Origin of the sequence: Catellatospora coxensis (genome assembly GCF_016862635.1) — a bacterium.
GTDB lineage: Bacteria > Actinomycetota > Actinomycetes > Mycobacteriales > Micromonosporaceae > Catellatospora > Catellatospora coxensis.
The window spans coordinates 67,053-86,772 of sequence record NZ_BONI01000025.1; the positions used below are offsets into that span (position 1 = coordinate 67,053).

The window sequence follows — 19,720 nt, forward strand, 5'->3', positions numbered from 1 at the left end:
CTCTTCTCCCGAGCGCGCCGCCATGCTATCGGTCGATGTCAGATCTTTCCGGTGCGCTGCGGAACGTACGGCGGTAGGTGTCCGGGGCCACGCCGACGGTGCGGTGGAAGTGCCGGCGCAGCGTGGTGGCGGTGCCCATGCCGGCCGCCTCGGCGATCACGTCGATGCCGCTGTCGGTGTTCTCCAGCAGCTCCTGCGCCCGGCGGATGCGCTGCGTGGACAGCCACTGCAGCGGGGTGGTCCCGGTCGTCGACTTGAAGTGGCGGGCCAGGTTGCGCGAGCTCATGTTCGCCTGCCGGGCCAGGTCTTCCACGGTCAGCGGGCGGTTCAGCCGCTCCATCGCCCAGGGGAACAGGTCGGCGAGCGGGTGGTCGTCGCGGGCGGGCACCGGGGTGGTGACGAACTGGGCCTGGCCGCCTGCCCGGTGCGGGGGCACGACCAGGCGGCGGGCGACGGCGTTGGCGACGGTCGAGCCGTGGTCGCGCCGGATGAGGTGCAGGCACAGGTCGATCGCGGCGGCCTTGCCGGCGGAGGCGAGCACGTTGCCGTTGTCGACGTAGAGCACGTCCGGGTCGACGTCGATCCGGGGGTAGCGGGCGGCCAGCGCCTCGGTGTGGGCCCAGTGCGTGGTGGCGCGCAGCCCGTCGAGGACCCCGGCGGCGGCGAGCACGAACACGCCGGTGCACAGCGACACCAGCCGCGCGCCTGCCTCGTGAGCTGCGCGGACGGCGTCGACGAGGTCGGCGGGCGGCTCGGCGTCGATGTCGTCGATGGCGGGGATGATCACGGTGTCGGCGGTGGCGAGCCGGTCCAGACCGGCGTCGGGCTCCATCCGGAACCGGCCGACGCCGACCGGGCCGGGGCCGCAGACCACCAGGTCGTACCAGGGGTCGGCGAGGCCGGAGGGGTCGCGGACGAAGATCTCGCAGGCCATGGCGAGTTCGAAGTGGAGCATCCCGTCGGTGGCGGCGAGCGCGATCGTGGCCATGTCCGAAAGTGTATGGGGCGTGGCGTTCCAGACACTCGTCCGGGGCGGCCGCCGTTGGGAGGATCTCTTCAGTCGATCTTTTGAAGAGCACTGAGGAGCTGAAATGGGTACGGACAAGACGGTCGCGGTGTTCGGGGCGTACGGGCACACCGGCCGGTTCGTCGTGGCGGAGCTGGCCGCGCGCGGGTTCGTCCCGCTGCTCGTCGGCCGCGACGCGGGCAAGCTCCAGGAGCTGGCGGCGTCCCATCCTGGGCTGGCGCACCGGGTGGCATCGGTCGACGATCCGGCTTCGCTCGACCGGGCGCTGCGGGGCGCGGCGGCCGTCGTCAACGCCGCCGGCCCGTTCGCCTCGACGGCGGGTCCCGTGATCGAGGCCGCCCTCCGCAGCGGGATTCCGTATGTGGACGTGGCCGCCGAGATCGAGGCCAACCTCGACACGTTCACGCACTTCGCCGGCCGTGCCAAGGCCGCGGGCGTCGCGGTGGTCCCGGCGATGGCGTTCTTCGGCGGGCTCGGCGACCTGCTGGTCACCACGGCGATGGGGGACTGGACCGCGGCCGACGAGGCGCATGTCGCGTACGGGCTGAGCAGCTGGCACCCCACGGCCGGGACCGTCGTGTCCGGCACCGTCTCGCGGGACCGGCGCGACGGCCGCCGGGTCCGCTACACCGGTGGCCGGATCGAGTACTACGCCGCCGAGCGCGACCTGCCGACCCTGGACTGGGACTTCCCCGCTCCGCTGGGCACCCGGCCGGTCCTCGGCGAGTTCACGATGGCCGACGTGGTCACCGTCCCCAGCCACCTGGACATCCCCGAGGTGCGCACGTACATGACCGCCGCCGCGGCCAGGGACCTGGCCTCCCCGGACTCGCCCGCCCCGGCCGCGGTCGACGGCAGCGGCCGGTCGGCGCAGACGTTCGTGGTCGACGTCGTGGTGCGCTCCGGTGACACGCGACGCCGCGTCGTCGCGACCGGCCGGGACATCTATGCGATCAGCGCACCGCTGGCAGTCGAAGCCGTCCGCCGCATCCTCGCCGGGCAGGTCAGGACGACCGGGGTCGCCTCGGCGGGCGAGATTTTCGACGTGTCTGACTTCCTGCGCGCCCTGTCGGCTCACCTGTCGGTCGAGGCGCACCGCGAGTCCCGCGTACCGCAGCTCGCCTGATCAGGTCTCAGGCGGTGCCGGAGGTGACCGGTCCGGCGGCGAGCCCGGCCTGGGCCGCCATGGCGTCGGCCATGGCGGCCCACACGTGTTCGGGCAGGACATGGCCCATGCGGGGGTACACGACAGCCCGCGCGCCGGGGATCCGGCGGGCCAGCGCGGCCCCGGCCGACGGGCGGATGAGCGGGAGTACCTGCCCCACGACGCGGCCGGGCGGGCCGACGCGCTGGTCGCCGTCGCGTTCCTGTCCCGCGCGGCCGTCGCGCCGGCGCTGGCCGCCGCGCTCGCCCCCGCCTTCGCCGGGTTCGTGGGGATGCTGAGCACGGTGTTTCAGGGTGCCGGGTGGCCGATCGACGCGCCCGCCGAGGCCCAGCGGCTCGCCGCGCTGCTGGACGGGCTGCGGCTGCCGGTGCTCGCCGGCGCGCTGACGTACCGGGACGCGCTGGCCGTCGTGGACCGCCACCTCGCCCAGCTCCCCACCGCCGCCGCGCACGCCTGACCTCGTCGGCCCGCCGAGGTCGATGGCACAATGCACGGCCGTGGGCAACTCGACCGTGTACCGGATCTACACCAGCGACGACCTCGGCACCGTGTACGCGAAAACTCGTCGGCTGCTCGACCTGCGCTCGCCGACCTGCTGCCGCTCCTACGTCTCGGCGTACATCGAGCTCGACACCCACCGGGACCTCGCCCGCTACCTGCCGCTGGACCGCGCCCACATCTCGGCGGACGTCCCCGCGGAGCTGTTCGATCAGGTGGCGGCGGTGCTCGACCCGCACCTGCCGGCCACCCGCCGGATGGCCCGGGGACGGGACGGCAGCGCGTACCTGATGGCCGGCCTGAGCAACGATGTCATCGCGGCGCTGTCCGAGCTGCCGCAGCTCGAAGCCACGGTCTTCACCCGCGAGCACGAGCTGCACGAGGACCCGGCCGATCTCGTGGTCGCGGCGGTCGGCACCGATCCGGCGTCGCTGTCCTGGCGCGTGTGCTGGCATGGCCGGCACAACGGGGCCGGGTTCGAGCTGGGCCTCAACGGGGTGGAGATGTGGCACCGCGATCCGGTGCCGGGCCACAGCCTGTACGTGCACGTCGGCCCGGATGAGGAGGAACTGGCGCAAGGACTGGCCCGCGCGGTCCGAGGCGGGATCCTCGGCGAGGCCGCCAGCGGATGGTGACCTCGCCGACGCCCGGCGGGCTGCGGCGCAGGCCGACACGAAGGCGTACGGCGGGTAGAGCTTCGGCTGCTCGGTGAACGAGCACGACCGGCATGCTGACCCCTGCCTCGATCTTGGACTGTCCGGTCAGCATATGTCCGATGACGCGACGGCCAGGGCTGTTCGGGATACTTTCGCGTGCTCAGAGGCTATTGACATCAAGTCAGCTTGAAGTCGGAGGCTGTTGAGCATGACAAACGGGGTACTCGACGAGGTATACCAGCGACTGCAGCACACCGGGCCGGAGCGCGACGGCTGGCTGTCCAACCACGCGCCCATGGCGGCGGAGGCCCTGGTCCGGCACGGGCACGAAGACCAGGTCCACGCCTGGATCGACGGCTACCGCGACCGGCTGTCCGAACGTCCGCGCGGCATCCAGCGCATCTCGGCAGGGGAGTGGCGCGACCCGCTGGGCGACCCGGTCCGCACCGGTGACTGGCTCACCTTCTTCGAGCGGCAGCTCACCGAGCGGCCCTGGCGCGAGGTGCTGGTCCAGTGGTGGCCCCGGCTGCTGCCGGGAGTGGCGGCCGGGGCGACGCACGGCGTGATCAGGGTCGGGCACGCGGTGCGCGCCCTGCTCGACGCCGAGCAGGACGGCGAGGCGAGCCCGGCCCGGGTGGCCGAGCTGGGCGCGGGCCTGGGCTACTGGGCCGCCCGCTGGCAGCCGCTCGCACCGGCGGGCAAGGGCCCGTACCGGGCCGGCGATCCGCGCTCGGCGCTCGACGCGGTGCCCCGGGTGCCGCACCAGCGGTCCGGGATCCGCAACCGGCTCGCGCAGCTCGCCGACCTGCCGGGATGGGCGGAGTCGGCCGGGGCCGTGCCCGGCGACGCCGAGGCCGCAGCGCCGGACCGGGTCGCCGCCATCGTCGAGGCGGCGGTGCTGCGGTTCGGCACGCACGGGCACGGCAACCCGGTGATGCTGGTGCACGCGGCGACCGCGCCGAACGCGATCGCGCGGGTGCTGCCGGTGCTGCCCGCCGCGCTGTGGGAGCCGAGCATCGCGGCCGCGTGGGCCGCGACAGCGGCGGTGACCAGTGCGTACTCGCCCGCCGAGGCGCGGCCGATGCCGGCTCGCGGAGTCACGGACCCGGCCGACCTGATGGCGCGCGGCCTGCACGACCAGGACTCGCACGGCATCAAGTTCATCGACGCCGCCCTCGACGTGCACCGCCGCACCGGCGACCAGGCAGTGCTCGACGTGGCCACGTACGCCAACGACCTGATCGTCCGGGGCTAACCGGGCGGTTCGGGCGGGGTCCGCAGGCCCAGGGCGTCGAGCCAGGACACGAGTTGACGGTGGACCGCGTCCGCCCCGGTGAGAGGGCCGGGCGCGGGCCACTCGGCCGGGTGGATCAGCACCGGCCGGGTCTGCCATCCGCCCAGCCCGCCGTGGCAGCCGACGAGTTCCTCGAACGCGGCCACCTCACCGGTCACGGGATCGAGCAGGCTGTTGAGCACGATGTCGCCGACGTGCGGCAGCGTGTCGTGCCGCCGCAGGTCGTCGGCCGCGTGCGGGCCGAACGGGGCGAGGGGGTCCGTGCCGTCGATCCGCCCGTCGGCGAGGTGGTGCACGCCGTCGCGGCCGAGGGCGACCGGTCCGCGCGAGCCGGAGCGCACCATCACGAAACCGACGCCCGGGTGGGCGATGAGACCGGTCAGCAGGTTCGGGTGCCGGGACTCGATCTCCTCCAGCGTCAGGCGGCGGCGCTTCCGGGCGAGGTAGACCATGCCCAGGTTGCCGGACGCGACGACGACCAGCTCCGCACCCGTGGCGGGCCCCGGGGCGGCCGGCTCCTCGTGCGCCTCCAGCACGCTGTGGGTCAGTCTGCCGACCACCTTCTGCTCGCCGCCGACCTCGGTGAGCAGGGCCCGGACCCGGCCCCACTGCTCGTTGTCGGGCGCGGTCGCCACGTCCGCGCCGTCGCCCACCATCAGCCGTCGGACCAGGGCCTCCAACGTGGTGCCGTACCGCTGCAGGAACGTCGCGCCCTGGCTCTGCCCGTGGTCGGACAGGACCACGATCTGGTACGGCCGCGGCGCGCTGCGCGCGAGCTGCTCCAGCGTGCCCAGCACCCAGTCGATGCCGTCCAGGGAGGCGAGCGACTCGGCCCGGGTCGGCCCCGCGTGGTGGGCGATCTCGTCGTAGTCGACGAAGTCGCAGTACAGGGCCGGTGCACCGCGCATCATGTGCTCGGCCGCCAGGTTCAGGTTGAGGTCGCGCAGCAGCACGTTGGTCACGCCGCGCAGCGCCACGTACGACGCGGCGCGGTGCACCCGGGGTTCGATGTTGCGGGCCCGCTGCCGCTTGGCCTGGAACACCTCCTTGACCATTTCGCCGACGGTCAGCACCAGCGAGCGGGTCAGCCCGAACGGGTCGACGAGGTAGCTGCTGACCTCGCGGGTCGGCCCGCGCCGGCCGCCCCGGCGGGCGGTGCTCATGGTCAGCAGGCTCACCGGCGCGTCGCCGGAGAACACGTTGGACAGGCTCACCCCGCCGTCGGCGAGCAGGCCGCGCCCGTCGGAGAAGCCGCGCTCGACGTACTCGGCGTCGCGGGGGTGGTTGGTGACGACGAGCCGGCCGGTCTCCTTCTCCAGCCAGCGGAACGCGGGCACGTGCGCGCTGGCCCCGTGCAGCAGCCCGGCCTGGCTGGCGGGGGTCGTCGCGGGCAGCTGGGCGTGCCATTCGGCCAGCGTGTGGCTGCCCGAGCGGATCCAGCGGGTCAGCGTCGGCAGGTTGCCCGCCTGGATCGCCCAGCGGGCCAGCGGCGCGGACAGCCCGTCGATCTGGATCATCAGTACGCCGGGGACCGTGGTCGTGGCGGCCTCGCGGCGGGTCTGCTTCGTGGACCGCAGCAGGTGCGCCAGCATCGCCGAGTTGTCGCCCGCGGTGACGAGCCACATACCGGCGCTGACCAGGATGGAGTAGATCCACGACGCCCAGAACGCGGGCCAGAAGCCGTCCACCCGGATGTGCGGGGCGAGGATCAGGGCCAGGTACACCAGCAGCGCCTGGGTCAGCAGCCAGCCCGCCACGACACCGGCCCAGCCGAGCCTGGCGGCGAACGTGGCGAGCAGCGGCCGCAGCACCGCGGCGGCGATCGCGAGCAGCACCGCGGCCAGCAGGACGTCCCAGCCGGTGCTCGCGGACAGGCCCGGCGTGACGGCGATCGCGATGCTCAGCGCCGCCCAGTCGAGCAGCAGCACCACGATCGCCGGGCGCAGCCGGCCGCCGAGGCGGCGCAGGTTCACAGCTGCCATGTCAGCCCGCCACCGGGGGCCAGCACCCGCACCTCGGTGGGCAGCTCGCGGGCCGCGACGGCGGCGGCGAACGCGCGGGCGGGTTCGCGCAGCCGGTCGCGGTAGAAGGCCCGCAGGCCGTACGGGAACAGCGTGCCCCAGTGGATGGGCACGGCCCGGCGCGGGCGCAGCAGGGCGACGGCGTCGGCCGCACGCTGCGGGTTCAGGTGCCCCGGGCCGAGGTTGGGTCCCCAGCCCCAGACCGGGATCAGGGCGAGGTCGAGGCCGGAGGACAGGTCACGCATCCCGGCGAACAGGTCGGTGTCCCCGGCGAAGTAGGCGGTGGTTCGTCCGGACCCGATCAGGTATCCCACCGCGGCGGCCCGGGGTCCGAACGGCTCGCGCTTGCCGTCGTGCACGGCCGGGGTCGCGGTCACGGTCACCGGGCCGACCTGGTGGGACTCGCCGGCCCGCAGCGTGACCACCTGCCGGAAGCCCCGCCGCCGCAGGAAGTCCCCGGCCCCGTCGGGCGCGACGAGGCGCACGTCGCGGCCGAGCAAAGCGAGCGAGCGCAGGTCGCAGTGGTCGTGGTGCAGGTGCGACAGCACGACGACGTCGACGTCGGCGTGGTGGTGGGCGGCGACCGGCGCGGCGACCCGGCGCAGGAACGTCAGCCGGGTGCGCAGCACCGGGTCGGTGAGCACCCGGACGCCGTCGAGATCGAGCAGGACCGTCGAGTGGCCGAGGAACACCAGCGAGCACGCCACGGCACGCCTCAGGTCCGGGGCTCGCTGCGCCGGCGGGCGAGGGCCGCGGTGATGGGAATGGCCGCGCAGAGCCCGGCGAGCAGGATGGCGGCGAGCGCGCCGAGCACGGCGGGCTGGTCGCTGAAGGCGATCCCGATCGCGGCCAGGGCCGGGCCGAGGTTGCGTACGGCGGTGACGGCGCCCATGGTGGTGCGCCGGGCCGGCGACCCGGTGGACAGCAGCGTGCCCACACCGAACGCGAGCGCGGAGAACAGGAACCCGGCCAGCAGCGCCCGCGAGCCGAGCAGGTCGACGACGTCGCTCCAGCTGCCCAGCAGCATCCCGGCGAGCACGATCAGGAACGTCACGTTGGACACCTGGACCGCGCCCGGATGCCAGGACAGCGCCGTGTCGGCGGCGTAGTGGCGCAGCAGCAGCCCGATCGCGAACGGCACCAGCTGCAGGATCGCGACGGTACGCACGAGCGCCCCGACGTCGAGCGAGATACCGCCGCCCACGTCGGCTGCCGTGAGCAGGACGTTGGCGGTCAACGCGAAGGTGACGCTGCCGATGGCCGCGAGCAGCACCTGCATGGCGGCACCGGTGGTGACGTCGCCGCGCTGGATCATGCCGAGCTTGGCCCCGAACGGCCCGCCGGGCGACGACGCGATAAGCAGCAGCGCGATGAAGGGCGCGGTCGCGAGCTGGAACAGGGCGGCCAGCCCCCAGCCCAGCAGCGGGATCACGACCAGGTTGGCCAGCAGCACCAGCACGAGCAGCGGAACGTCGGTGAACGCCCGGCGCAAAGCGGGCACGGTCGCGCCGAGGCCCGCGGCGAACATGGTGGACGAAATGAAGATCACGGTTATCGCGTTGAGCAGCAGCTGCAGCGTGTCCACGTGGTCTCCTGCCTGGTGGGTCAGTCGGTGAGCTCGCCGAGCCAGCGCAGGGCGCTGATGCCCGGTATGAACGCGTACTCGCCGCCGCGGGTGGTGACGAAGCGCGGCACCTCCGCCAGCCGCCGCCGCACCGGGCGGCGGGGGATCGTGTAGTCGGACAGCCCCTCGCCGAGCCCGACGATCGGGTCGCGGGCGCTGCCGCCGCCGAAGAACACCCCGTCGTTCATCCACTGCGTCTGCGCGAACTCGAACTGCCTGCCCAGGTGCGCGCCGACGAACGCGAAGATCAGGCCGCGGTCGGCGCCGTCGTCGTCGAGCACTCCCTCGGGCAGCAGCGGCCCGTACGCGGTGCCGCGCCTGATCATGCGGTGCAGCCGGGGCTCGCCGGCCACGGCCGAGTCACGCGGGTTGGCCCGGCGCACGTGGCTGCCGCAGGGGGTGGCGAAGCCGTCCGGGTCGTCGTCGCGGAACAGGAAGGCGTTGTTGCGCTCGCGGTCCGCGCCGAGTTCGGGGTCGTCGTGCTGCGGGCACAGGGCCAGCGGGGCCCCGCTGCGCCAGCGGCCCATCAGCTTGGCGGCCAGCCGCTCCTGCTCGTCGACGTCGGCCGAGTTGTCGCGCAGGAAGCGCCGGAACGCGGCCACGTCCTGGCGCAGCTTGCGGAACGCGACGTAGCTGCCGTTGCGGCCGAGCACGTCGGGGGTGGTGGTCTGCACGCCGCCGAGCTCGTCGGGGTAGCCGAGCACGAACTCGCCGGCCGCGAGCGGCTGCTCCAGCGGGTTGGACCCGGCGATGCCGCTGCCGTCGACGGCGGGGTGGCTGATGCCGTCGCGGTAGCCGAACGGTTCGGTCTCGGTGGGCAGGGCGTGGCAGTTCTGCCGCCAGATCGCGGTCACCCCGGCGAGCTGCTCGTACGCGGGCCGGGCCCGGTCGATCGCCGCTTCGAGGGTCGGGGTGTCCGGAGCCAGCGCGACCAGCACGACGTGCACGTCCGGGCTGCCCAGCGGTGTCTCCCAGTGTTCGGAAGCGTTGTCGCCGGTATCGCCCAGCGCGGTGGCGCGAGCGGCCATGCCCTGGCGGAACTCCCAGGCCATGGTGTCCAGCGCCGGCTGCGGCACGCCCAGCGCCCGCAGGCCGCGGTAGGTGACGGCGACGCTGACCCAGGTCTCGCCCAGCGGGCTGATCGTGTCGGCGGCGCTGGTGACCACGGCGGCGACCCGGCGCATCAGCTCCCGGCCGTCGGCCCGGTCGTCGACGCGGAACAGGATGTACGTCGCCGCGTACGGTGACGGGCGGGGGCTGAGCACCCCGCGCTGGATGTCGTGCAGCTCCACGCCCCGCCTCCCGTGCCGCTAGAGCGTGACGATGTTGCGCCAGAAGTTGCGCAGGCTGTCGTCGGCGCCGAACAGGGTGCTGAAGATGGTCGAGTCGGCCATCAGGATGTCGCCGGCCCGCTCGCCGGTGGGCGGCAGCCACAGGAACATGTTGAACTCGGTGTTGCCCGCCTCGGTGAACGGATGCGGCCGGGACAGGTCGATGGGCTGGCGGCCCAGCACCCGTACGGCCTGCTGGTCGTCGGTCGTCACGGCGTAGTGCGGCAGGTGCATGTGGAAGTTGAAGCTGGTCACGTCGGCCAGCCAGCCCTTGGTGTCGAGGTCGCGGTCGATCGACAGCGGGGCGATGCGCCGGGGCTCGGACACGGCGGGGCGCAGGCCGTAGCGGTTCTCCACCGGCACGCCGAGCCCTTCCATGAGCGATCGGGTGTACCGGCCGAAGCGCTGCTGCCGCGGCACGAGCGCGTCGCCGTGGTGGTGGTACTCCACGTCGCGTACGCCCAGGTCGTCGCCCGCGCCGACGTCGTGGTGCGGGCCGAGCACCAGGCGGGTGCCCTCCCGGGCCGTCCACTCGCGCAGCGCGGCCACCTCCTCGGCGGTGGCGTCCTGGCCGGTGATCATGTGGTCGAGCCCGAAGACGAACAGCGTGTCGGTGTCGGCCAGCACCCGCTCGTCGAGCGGCGTCACCACGCCCGCCTGGTCGACGCGCTGGTACATCGCCACCGGGTGGCCGGTGGTCTCCGCGACGAAGTCCTGGAACGGCACCCAGGCCCAGAAGAAGAGCTCCAGCGCACCGGCGATGCCCTGCTGGAAGCGCATCGGGTCGGACCACTTCGGGTCCTCGTAAGCGGGCCAGGTGACCCGGCGCACCTCGGTCATCGTGGAGAAGCGGTTGTCCAGCTCGGCCGGGTTGCGCCCGGCCTCGGCCGGATAGCTCCACGCCACGTAGATGCTGACCCGCCGCCGTCCCGGCGTGTACGGGCGGGGCTGGTGGCGGGTGTTGTAGACGCGGGCGGGGCGCTGGTCGGTCATCGAGTTCCTCACTGCAGCTGGTCGAGCATCTGCGACAGCGCGTTCTTGACGTTCAGCGCCTTCTTGATCTCGTCGGCGGTGACGTACGGGTACTCGCCGTACTCCATGAAGCTGTTGCACTGGTGCTCGCGCACGAACCGTACGAACGCCTCGGTGTTGGTCTTCCAGTCCTCGGGGAAGCCCTCCAGGTGCTCGAAGACGGTGTCGACCCCGGCCTTGCGGAACAGCATCACCGCGTCTTCGGTGTACTTGTCGAAGTCGGTGTCGAAGATGCCCTGGTACATGAACCGGGTGTCGTCGTCGAACAGCACCCAGCGCAGGTAGTGCAGCTTCAGCGGCCCCAGCAGGTACGGGTCGGTCTCCAGCGCCTTGGCCAGGGTGCCGCCGTACCCGCGGATCGCGTCGGCGTGACCGGGTTTCACCTTCGCGATGATCGTGAATCCGTAGCAGGCGGGCGTACGGGGGAAGACCGGGCCGTACTTGCCCTGCTCGAGGTGACTGGTGTCCTTGGGGATCACCATTGCCGCAGGTTTGATCTCCATAGCGTCTCCCGTCGCGGGCGCACCCCGTGATCACGGAGGCGACCAGCCGATTATCTCCAGATAACGGGTGGAACACGGGCGAATCAGGGCGCTGAGGGCGCGGCCGTCCTCGGCAGCTTCGCGGCCGCGAACAGCCCGGCCAGCGCCACGACGGCGAGCACGGCCATGGCCAGCCCGTACGCCCGGCCGGGGGTGGCGGTGATGCCCGCGACGAGGATGGTGCCCGCCACCGCCGTGCCCAGCGACGAGCCGAGATTGGACACGCTGCGCGACAGCCCGGAGATCTCGCCCTGCAGGTCGTCGCCGAAGCTGGACTGCACCACGTTGACCGACGGGGTCAGCATCAGCCCCAGCCCGAGCCCGATGAGCAGCAGACCGGGCGCGAACGCCCAGACCCCCGGTGTCCCGGCGACCAGGGCGAGCAGCACCAGCACGCCGACCGCGGTGAGCACGAAACCCGCCTGGATCAGCGTGCGCTGCGGGCGGCGCTTGGCCAGCCGCTCGGCCGCCAGCGACGAGGCCAGCAGGCCGACCGTGGCGGCGGTGAAGATGATGCCGGTCTGGATCGCGTCGTAACCCCGGACCACCTGCAGGTATGCCGCCACCGTGAACGAGGTGCCCATCAGGATCAGCCACTGGGCGTTCTGGGTGATCAGGCCCAGGTTGGAGGTGCGGTTGCGGAACAGCGCGGTGGACAGAAGCGGCTCGCGCCCGGCCCGCTCCTGGGTGCGCACCCAGCGGAAGAACAGGAACAGCAGCAGCACGCCCGCGGCGATCAGGCCGAGCATCAGCCACACGTTGTCGTCGGCGGCGAGGATGCCGGCCACGACGAGGATGAGCCCGGCCGCCGACAGCACCGCGCCGCGGGTGTCGAACGGCCGGGTCGGGTCCGGCGGCAGCGGGTCGAGCACCTTGCGGCCCAGCATGATGATCACCAGGATGACCAGGGCCTGGAACACGAACGCCCAGCGCCAGCTCAGCGCCGAGGTGATCAGGCCGCCGATGAGCGGCCCCGCCGCCGCGCCGACGCCGCCCATCGCGCTGATCACCCCGAACGCCTTGGCCCGCGCGGCCACCCCGCTGAACAGCAGCGTGGTGAGGATGTAGACGGGCGGGATGAGCAGCGCGGTGCCGACGCCCTCCAGGATCGAGTTGCCGAGGATGAGCACCCCCAGCCCGGGAGACACGGCGCTGAGCAGCGCGCCTATGCCGTAGAGGATCAGGCCGGCGAGGAAGCAGCGTTTCCGGCCGTACCGGTCGGTCAGCTTGCCGCCCGGGATCATCAGGGCCGCCATCACCAGCAGGAAGATCGTGATCGCGATCTGGACGCCCTGCACGGTCGTGTTCAGGTCCTGGCTGATGTCGTTGATCATCACGTTCATGTTCGAGCCGGCGAAGCTGCAGATGAACTGCGCCAGCGCGAGCGGCACGAGCATCTGCCGCAACGCCCCCGCCGGCGGCCCGGCGGCGGCGGATCGGGCCGCGGTCATGGGTACCTCCTCGATCGCCCGTCCGCGTGGGCGGCATCGAGCAGCCGGTTCCCATGCGCCCGATCTCGGGCCGCGGGTGCCCTACAGCGTATTAAGGCCGCCTGATTCATGCCGCTATATCGCAAAGAATTGAGGATGAGGGAAATCGTGTGATGCTTTCGTGGTCACCACACTTGCTGTTGCGTTTTTGGTGTTTGTTGCGGCATGGTCGACGTATGGAAAGCGGCCACCACGACCTGCTGACGACGACCGAGGCGGCCGCGCTGCTGCGCTCGTCACGCCAGCATGTCGTCGACCTGTGCGAGCGAGGGATCCTGCCCTTCGTCAGGGTGGGCACACACCGGCGGCTCGACCGGGCGGATGTGCTCGCGCTGCTGCGCCCCGAACTGACCCGCGACCAGCTCAAGTCGTTGTGGCTGCACCGTGCCGTGGCCGGCCGCCTCGTCGCCGATCCTGACAAGGTGCTCGCGGACGCCGCCGAGAACCTGCGCCGGCTCAAGCGTGTACACCCGGACGGTATGGCGGCGATGTGGCTCGAACGCTGGCGGCAGGTTCTCGACACCGGCGTCGAGGCTGTCCTCGAGGTCTTGACGTCGCGCAGCCGTGACGCCGCCGAACTGCGTCAGAACTCGCCGTTTGCCGGCGTGCTGCCCGAAAGCACCCGCCAGGCTGTGCTGGCCGCGTTCGCCGAGCGCTGGCGCCTGGAGCGGATGGCGTGAGGCGCGACCAACTGGAGCACGTGCTGCGAGCCGCGTCGCGGATCAGTGGATCGACTACCACGCACGACTCGGCGAAGCCGGCTGAGCGCCGGCGGCCCGTGGGCGGCTCAGCACGCCGACGGCGCTCGGTGCCAGGCTGCGTGCGGCGACGGGCAGGTTGGCCCGGATCGCCACGCCGGCCGGTTACCTGCTGGTCAGGGCTCGGAGACGGTGTAAGTCACTCCGCCGCAGTCTGGACCCGTGTTGTCGAACACGACCACCGGGCCCAAGGGCATCCGTTGCTCGCGGTCGACGCCTAGGACACTGAACCGCACCTGTATGGAGCCGACTCGGGCAAGGGTGCACGGCTGCTGCGCGACCGGCCGGATGGTCAGGAACAGGGTCAGCTCCTTGCCGACGGGCAGGTCCACCGGGCTGAAGGGCACACCGTGCTCGGGCAGGCAGCACGGCATTGTCGGCTCGACCAGCATGACGGCCTCTTCGACGCCGTATATGGAGCTGTCCCCGCCCACGGCCGTGACGGTGATGGGAACAGGTCCCGAATTCCGCACGGAGAAGGTGAGCGGGTTGGTCTTCGCCGGGTGCAGCGGGAGCCATGTCTCCCAGACCCCGTTGGTGACGTGCTCCACACCGCCGGTTCCGTCGCTCGAGGAGCCCCGCGTCAGTTCGTACGCCCGAGCCGTCCACTGCCAGGCAGCAAGCAGCGCCACCGCCACCCCGGCGGCCAACACGGCCGCCGCGATGCCCGGACGGCGGGTGCGAGGGCTGTGAATCGCGGCGTTCTGCTCGGTCATGGCGTGCAGCGTAGGCGTGCCGATCCAGCCGGGGTGAACAGGCATGATTCGCGAGACGGCGCCTAGCGCCCGCGGCCGTTCAGGCCGGGCCGCGCTGCGGAACGTACTGTTCGGGGATGTGCACCGAGCCCATGGTGATCGGCCGCCGCAACCGGAAACCGAGCCGCTCGTACATGGCCAGCGCGCCGGGGTTGCCGTCGCTGACGTGCAGGAAAGCCTGCTCGCCGCGGTCGCGCATCCCGGCGATCAGCGCGCGGACCAGCCGCATCGCCAGGCCCTGGCGGCGGTGGGCGGGGTCGGTGCAGACGGCGCTGAGCTCGTTCCAGCCGACCGGCCGCAGACGCTCCCCGGCCATCGCCACCAGCACTCCGCCACGGCGGATGCCCAGGTAGGTGCCCAGTTCGAGGGTGCGCGGCGTGAACAGGCGACCGTTGCGGTGCCGCGCGACGAACGCCACGATCTCGGGCAGGTCCGCCGGGCCGAGCCGCACCGCCTCGTCGTCGTGCCGGGGCTCGACGTCGTGCTCGACGAGCTGCAGCCCCGGCCCGACGCCGGTGACCTTCCAGCCGTCGTGCGGGGCGACGACGATCCCGGCGATCGGGGCCCGCTCGGGGCCGACCAGCGCGGCGGCGTCGGCCCAGTCCTCGGCGGTCGTCGGATGCGGGATCGCGATGAACCTCGACAGCTCCGGCGGGTAACGCAGGATGCGGCCCCGCCGCTGCGCCAGGTGGGCGTGCGGGCCGGTCAGCGCGGATCGCACGGGGTCGTCGAGCGGATCGGCCATGGCGGTCCCCAGTCGCTGCGAGGGCCGGGGCGGACTCCAGCCCGACACTCACGGTCGTGAATGGATTCTAATGCGACAGACGCCACCGGGATGGCCGCCGGACTGAGCCGGCCCGCCAGATCACCGCGCCGAGTACGACGGTCCAGACGGTGAGCGGGTCGAAGCCGAGCCGTTCGGCGCCGCCGACGCCCAGCCCGAGATGCAGCCCGCTGGCGAACAGCACGCAACCGACGATCCCGACGACGCCCATCGTGAGCGAGAACGCCCGCTCGCGAGGCCGCTCAGGGGGTGTGGCGAGGCCGAGCAGCAGCGGGCTGAGCGCGGCGGGGAACTGCAACCCGGCCCCGACCAGGTGCAGCGGCATGTTCACGTCACCGGGCGCGAGGCCGACCAGCACGGCGCCGACGCCGCTTACGGCGATCAGCGCGAGTCCCGACCCCGCCAGGCGGTGCCGCGGCCACCAGGCCCGGGTCGTCAGCGCCCCGACCGTCGTGCACAGGCCGACCAGCACGAAGGTCATGTTCATCAGCACGTGCCTGGGCGAGCAGAGGAAGACCCCGGGCCGCCACGATTCGTCCGAGGTCGTGCATATCGCATTGCCGAGATCGCTGATCGTGTTGTCGGTGAAGCTGTACGCCGGATCCCAGGCGGCCGCGACGACCGGCTGCACCAGGAAGTAGGCGACCGTCAGCATCCAGCAGGCCGCACCCAGCCGTTGTCTCACGGTGTCGAGATTAGACCCACCAGCCGACAGGCGCGTCGGGCGGCAAATTGTCGTACCGCGATCGGCGTGGGCGCGGTTACGGTCGAGCGCATGGACCGGCTTTCCGAGATCACTTTCCGGCTGCCCGACACGGCCGAGTCGCGTGGCTTCCTCGACGGGCTGCGGCTGCTGCTCGCCGACGTGCCGTACGCCGCGACAGATGCGGCCGACCGCCTGACGCTCACCCCGCCGTGGTCCGGTGACGCCCGTCCGGTGACGACGTTCGCGCTGGCCGACGTGCCCGCGCCCGAGGTCGCCCTGGACGACGAACAGGTCATCGGCCTCGTGACCGGGCCGGGGACCGAAGTGGTCGTCCTGCCCGCCCGGGTCGAGCTGCCGGACCTGGTCGAACGCCTGGCCGGCCACGTCCGCCGGGTGGATCACACGGGGGTGAACCTGCCCGTCGGCACCTCCGCCGAGCAGTGGGACGACCTGGTGGGCGCGGTCGCCGCCGCGTCGGCGATGTACCGCTACCCCACCGGCGAGCAGTGGCCGTTCGTGCTGCCCGCGACGCCGCAGGAGCTCGCCGACGACATCGCCGACTTCGTGGTCGGCCGCGAACCCCGCTTCGAGCTGGTACGCGAGCAGCGGCTCACCCAGACGTCGTGGCAGATCGCGCTGTGGACCGACCTGGCCCGCGCCGAGCTGGAGCTGCTGTTCCCCGAGCCGGAAGGGCTGACGTTCCCGGGTCTGGACGACATCTTCCGCGTCGTCCCGGTGCGCCACCCGTGGCCGGATCTCGGCATCCGGTTCGACCTCTGCTACCGGGGCGAGGGCGGCCCGAACGACTGGGAGACCGGCGAGTGGCTGGTCACCGAAGGCGGCCGGATCCGCTGACCCCGCCGGGCGCGTCCCGGGGTCAGGAGTTCAGCGGGCGGCGGGCGACCAGCAGCAGGTGGGTCACCGGCCAGTCCAGCGGGGCGCCGTCGAGGTCGGTGAGCCCGGCGACCGGGGCGATCCGGTTGTCGACGATCCAGTCGTTGCGGCTGGTCGCCGAGGCCGGGTCCAGCTCGAAGCCGACGTCGGTGAGCAGGCGCCGCCAGTCCGCGTACGCCAGGCCGCAGAACTGCTCGCGGGTCTCGGCCAGCCAGCTCGCCGTGTAGTCCTTGCGGGTCAGGTAGTCCATGGCGTCGCTCAGCGACAGCCGGACGGTGTCACCGGCGGAGGTGTGCGGCACGCCGAAGGCGAAGTCGACCGTGAACTGGTCGAAGCGGGCCCGCGTGGACAGCCCGGCGACGTACGCCGCGACCTGCGCGGACGGCAGGCCGGCCAGGTCGGTGCGTGGCCGGTCGGGGTTCGCGCCGTCGCCGCGTTCCAGGCGCAGCAGCACCTGCCGGTCGCGCTCGTCGGGGCCGCAGACGTCGCTGTTGATCCAGACTCCGCCGGGCACGGTGTGCTCGTAGATGGCCTGGGCGAAGGCGCGCAGCGACTTCTCCTGGTCGCCGTACGACCAGATCTCGTGGGTCAGCGCGAAGGTCAGCGTCGTGTTGATCGAACGGGCCGGGAACACCGCCCCGCCGAGCACGTTGCGGCGGTAGAAGAACACGTTGGGGTTGCGGAATACGCCCTGGGCCTTGCGGTGCACACACTCGTCGAACAGGTGGCGGGCGACCTCGACCCCGATCAGGTCGCTCTCGCGCAGGGCCGGTTCGCGGTCGGCGAGTTCGAGCACCGCGCCCGCGCCGCAGCCGATGTCGACGACCCGGCCGGGCTGCACGTGCTCGCGGGCCGCGGCCCACTTGCGGGCGGCGCTGTCGGCGAAGGCCTCCACGTAGGCGCGGTAGTCGCGGGTCGCGGTCAGGCCGCCCTCGTCGCCGACGACCGGGTCGTTGACGACGGTGCGCACCGTCTCGGCGAGGCGGTAGCGGTCGAACACGTCGGCGGTCGCGGGATGTGCCAGCTCACGCCAGCTCTCGTCGCCCGCGGCCAGGCGCAGCAGGACGTCCCAGGGGCGTTCGGCGGCGGGGGACTGTCCGGCCTCGACGGGGTCGATCGGGAAGCCGAGCCGCTCGTACAGCGCGGCGACGTCGGGGGTGGAGCAGGCCACCACGGTGTTGTGCGGGCTCAGCTCGATACCGGTGGCGGCGGTGATGTTCTTGATCGTGACCTCGGCGAACCGGGGTGTCGGCGGCATGTCGAAGACCGGCACCACCACCGAGCGCAGGCCGGTGGTCGCGCTGAACCGCTCGATGGCCGCCTCGCGCCGGTGGTACGGGACCGGGTTGCGGCGGGTGTTGTCGTGGTTGGCCGAGGTCACCGCCCAGACGACGGTCGCGCCGTGCCGGGCGGCCAGCTCGACGAGCCGCTCGGCCTGGAACCGGGTCAGCAGGTGGTGGCGTCCGGGGAACAGCACGAATTCCATCCGGACTTGATACCGCACGCGGCTGCCGGTCCGCGCACCGCGGGTTCGCGATCCCGCCGCGGGATTATGCTGGCCGGGGCATTTGCCCGTTTCGGCGACGCCGCGGAAGTTCTCGGCCCCGCACCGATGAGTTTCCCGGGCGGCGGCGGTCTACCCGGACATGACCCGAGAAGGAGTGACACCGATGGCTGACGCGAAGACCCACACCCTTGACGTTCCCGGCGCGGTCCTGCACTACGACGTACGCGAGAACGCCGACACCACCGAGCCGGCCCTGCTGCTGATCGGCTCGCCCATGGACGCGCGCGGGTTCACCACGCTCGCCGGGTTCTTCCCCGACCGCACCGTGGTCACCTACGACCCGCGGGGCGCGGAGCGCAGCGTCCGCACCGCCGACGCCGGCGAGTCGACTCCCGACGTGCACGCCGACGACCTGCACCGGCTGATCGCCGAACTCGGCGGGGGACCGGTCGACGTCTTCGCCAGCAGCGGCGGCGCGGTCAACACGCTGGCGCTGGTCGCCCGGCACCCGGCCGACGTGCGCGTCCTGGTCGCCCACGAGCCGCCGGTCGGGACGCTGCTGCCCGACCGGGAGCAGGCGCTCGCCGCGATCCGGTTCATCCGCGACACGTACCAGGCGAAAGGCTCCGGCGCGGGCATGGCGGCCTTCATCGCCGCGGTCGGCCACCAGGGCGAGTTCCCGGCCGACTACGCCGTCGCGCCCGACCCGGCGCAGTTCGGCATGCCGGCCGAGGACGACGGCTCCCGCGACGACGTGCTGCTGGGCCAGAACCTGATCAGCTGCACGCACTACGAGCCCGACCTCGACGCCCTGCGTGCGGCGTCGACCACGATCGTGCCGGCCGTCGGCGAGGAGTCAGCGGGCACGATGGCCCACCGCGGCGGGGTCGCGCTGGCCGAGCGGCTCGGCGCCACCGCGGTCGTGTTCCCCAGCAACCACGGCGGCTTCATGGGCGGCGAGTTCGGCATGCCCGGAAAGCCGGCGGAGTTCGCCGCGAAGCTGCGCGAGGTGCTCGCCGAGAACGTCTGAGGTTCCGCGGGCGGGGCGGCCACATCGCCGTCCCGCCCGGTCAGGCCGTGCGGGACAGGTCCATGACCCAGTTCAACCGCCACGTCAGGCCCTCGTCGTACGAGAACGACTGCTGCCACCGGGCGGCGTCCATGCCGTCCCGGGTCCACTCGAAGCGGACCTTGACCGGATGGCCGCCGAGCACGTCCTCGCACTCGAAGACGCCCCGCCCGTCCCGCCAGGCGCCCTCGACGGGCGGGTCCAGGTGGCCGGGGTTGCGGCTGGACGCCCACCAGATCCGCCAGACCCGGGCCTGCGGGTCGAACTGCCGCAGCGTGAACCCCTCGAACGGCTGCCCGCCGGGCGGAGCCTCGGTCCAGATGCGGTCGACGTGGCCGAGCCCGCCGAGGATCGGCTCGGCCTGGGCGGTGGCGTCGAACTCGACCCACTCGGCGCAGGCCGGATCGGCGACGTCGCGCAGCTTGCGGTTGCGCACCCGCCACCGCCCGAAGATGAAGTCGAAGTCGGCACGGCCGTCGTTCACGGTGGTCTCCCTGCGGCGAGCGGATGAGTTCGCCCCGGATCATGCCGCTCCCCACCGACAGGCCGAGGGTGCCGCCGGGCCGC

20 protein-coding genes are annotated in these 19,720 nt (G+C 72.6%); 7 read left to right on the forward strand and 13 right to left on the reverse strand.

Going from position 1 to position 19,720, the window contains the following annotated elements:
• Positions 1-25: 25 nt before the first annotated feature.
• The gene (locus Cco03nite_RS16520) at positions 26-988 is read right to left on the reverse strand and encodes a helix-turn-helix domain-containing protein (RefSeq protein ID WP_203692985.1); all 963 of its coding nucleotides are present in this window, start codon (positions 986-988) and stop codon (positions 26-28) included.
• A 103-nt stretch (positions 989-1,091) separates the two neighbouring features.
• Here Cco03nite_RS16520 and Cco03nite_RS16525 point away from each other — a divergent pair, with 103 nt between their 5' ends.
• From Cco03nite_RS16525 to Cco03nite_RS16540, 4 genes are all read left to right on the forward strand, one after another.
• Positions 1,092-2,153: a saccharopine dehydrogenase NADP-binding domain-containing protein gene (locus tag Cco03nite_RS16525; RefSeq protein WP_203692986.1), complete on the forward strand. Its 1,062-nt coding sequence runs from the start codon at positions 1,092-1,094 to the stop codon at positions 2,151-2,153.
• Between the two features lie 100 nt (positions 2,154-2,253).
• Entirely contained in the window at positions 2,254-2,649 is a 396-nt protein-coding gene (locus Cco03nite_RS16530; protein ID WP_203692987.1) for a TetR family transcriptional regulator C-terminal domain-containing protein, read from the forward strand.
• A 40-nt stretch (positions 2,650-2,689) separates the two neighbouring features.
• On the forward strand, positions 2,690-3,325 hold the full coding sequence (locus Cco03nite_RS16535) for a hypothetical protein (protein WP_203692988.1): 636 nt from the start codon (positions 2,690-2,692) through the stop codon (positions 3,323-3,325).
• A gap of 229 nt (positions 3,326-3,554) precedes the next feature.
• Complete coding sequence (locus Cco03nite_RS16540; RefSeq protein ID WP_203692989.1) at positions 3,555-4,601, forward strand: questin oxidase family protein; 1,047 nt, start codon at positions 3,555-3,557, stop codon at positions 4,599-4,601.
• On the opposite strand, the gene Cco03nite_RS16545 is transcribed toward Cco03nite_RS16540, so the two are convergent.
• The 7 genes from Cco03nite_RS16545 to Cco03nite_RS16575 form a co-directional block, all read right to left on the reverse strand.
• A complete protein-coding gene (locus Cco03nite_RS16545; RefSeq protein ID WP_203692990.1) occupies positions 4,598-6,622 on the reverse strand; it encodes a phage holin family protein in 2,025 nt (674 codons plus the stop codon). The two genes, Cco03nite_RS16540 and Cco03nite_RS16545, sit on opposite strands and share 4 nt — an antisense overlap.
• Positions 6,610-7,368, reverse strand: coding sequence for an MBL fold metallo-hydrolase (locus Cco03nite_RS16550; protein WP_203692991.1), 759 nt, complete (start codon positions 7,366-7,368; stop codon positions 6,610-6,612). The genes Cco03nite_RS16545 and Cco03nite_RS16550 overlap by 13 nt, the downstream gene beginning before the upstream one ends.
• Before the next feature lie 8 nt (positions 7,369-7,376).
• Positions 7,377-8,246: a bile acid:sodium symporter family protein gene (locus Cco03nite_RS16555; RefSeq protein WP_203692992.1), complete on the reverse strand. Its 870-nt coding sequence runs from the start codon at positions 8,244-8,246 to the stop codon at positions 7,377-7,379.
• Between the two features lie 20 nt (positions 8,247-8,266).
• Positions 8,267-9,577: a Dyp-type peroxidase gene (locus tag Cco03nite_RS16560; RefSeq protein WP_203692993.1), complete on the reverse strand. Its 1,311-nt coding sequence runs from the start codon at positions 9,575-9,577 to the stop codon at positions 8,267-8,269.
• Between the two features lie 18 nt (positions 9,578-9,595).
• Positions 9,596-10,609: a hypothetical protein gene (locus Cco03nite_RS16565; protein WP_203692994.1), complete on the reverse strand. Its 1,014-nt coding sequence runs from the start codon at positions 10,607-10,609 to the stop codon at positions 9,596-9,598.
• 8 nt (positions 10,610-10,617) lie between these two features.
• Positions 10,618-11,151, reverse strand: a complete 534-nt coding sequence (locus Cco03nite_RS16570) for a hypothetical protein (protein WP_203692995.1) — start codon at positions 11,149-11,151, stop codon at positions 10,618-10,620.
• An 83-nt stretch (positions 11,152-11,234) separates the two neighbouring features.
• Entirely contained in the window at positions 11,235-12,641 is a 1,407-nt protein-coding gene (locus Cco03nite_RS16575) for an MFS transporter (protein WP_203692996.1), read from the reverse strand.
• 215 nt (positions 12,642-12,856) lie between these two features.
• On the opposite strand from Cco03nite_RS16575, the gene Cco03nite_RS16580 reads away from it, so the two are divergent.
• On the forward strand, positions 12,857-13,360 hold the full coding sequence (locus Cco03nite_RS16580; protein WP_203692997.1) for a helix-turn-helix domain-containing protein: 504 nt from the start codon (positions 12,857-12,859) through the stop codon (positions 13,358-13,360).
• A 194-nt stretch (positions 13,361-13,554) separates the two neighbouring features.
• Here the strand turns inward: Cco03nite_RS16580 and Cco03nite_RS16585 are convergent, their stop codons facing one another.
• The 3 genes from Cco03nite_RS16585 to Cco03nite_RS16595 all read right to left on the reverse strand — a co-directional run bounded on the left by Cco03nite_RS16585 (position 13,555) and on the right by Cco03nite_RS16595 (position 15,662).
• Entirely contained in the window at positions 13,555-14,154 is a 600-nt protein-coding gene (locus tag Cco03nite_RS16585) for a hypothetical protein (RefSeq protein WP_203692998.1), read from the reverse strand.
• Positions 14,155-14,233: 79 nt separating this feature from the next.
• Positions 14,234-14,938 (reverse strand): GNAT family N-acetyltransferase, encoded by a 705-nt coding sequence (locus tag Cco03nite_RS16590; protein WP_203692999.1) that lies wholly within the window; start codon positions 14,936-14,938, stop codon positions 14,234-14,236.
• Between the two features lie 67 nt (positions 14,939-15,005).
• Positions 15,006-15,662 carry a DUF998 domain-containing protein gene (locus tag Cco03nite_RS16595; RefSeq protein ID WP_203693000.1) on the reverse strand — a complete coding sequence of 219 codons (657 nt, stop codon included), beginning with the start codon at positions 15,660-15,662 and terminating at the stop codon, positions 15,006-15,008.
• 90 nt (positions 15,663-15,752) lie between these two features.
• Here Cco03nite_RS16595 and Cco03nite_RS16600 point away from each other — a divergent pair, with 90 nt between their 5' ends.
• On the forward strand, positions 15,753-16,538 hold the full coding sequence (locus Cco03nite_RS16600; RefSeq protein WP_203693001.1) for a hypothetical protein: 786 nt from the start codon (positions 15,753-15,755) through the stop codon (positions 16,536-16,538).
• 22 nt (positions 16,539-16,560) lie between these two features.
• Here the strand turns inward: Cco03nite_RS16600 and Cco03nite_RS16605 are convergent, their stop codons facing one another.
• Positions 16,561-18,063 carry a class I SAM-dependent methyltransferase gene (locus tag Cco03nite_RS16605; RefSeq protein ID WP_203693002.1) on the reverse strand — a complete coding sequence of 501 codons (1,503 nt, stop codon included), beginning with the start codon at positions 18,061-18,063 and terminating at the stop codon, positions 16,561-16,563.
• A gap of 184 nt (positions 18,064-18,247) precedes the next feature.
• On the opposite strand from Cco03nite_RS16605, the gene Cco03nite_RS16610 reads away from it, so the two are divergent.
• The gene (locus Cco03nite_RS16610; protein WP_203693003.1) at positions 18,248-19,114 is read left to right on the forward strand and encodes an alpha/beta fold hydrolase; all 867 of its coding nucleotides are present in this window, start codon (positions 18,248-18,250) and stop codon (positions 19,112-19,114) included.
• A gap of 40 nt (positions 19,115-19,154) precedes the next feature.
• Here the strand turns inward: Cco03nite_RS16610 and Cco03nite_RS16615 are convergent, their stop codons facing one another.
• A complete protein-coding gene (locus tag Cco03nite_RS16615) occupies positions 19,155-19,637 on the reverse strand; it encodes a hypothetical protein (protein ID WP_203693004.1) in 483 nt (160 codons plus the stop codon).
• Positions 19,638-19,720: the final 83 nt, after the last annotated feature.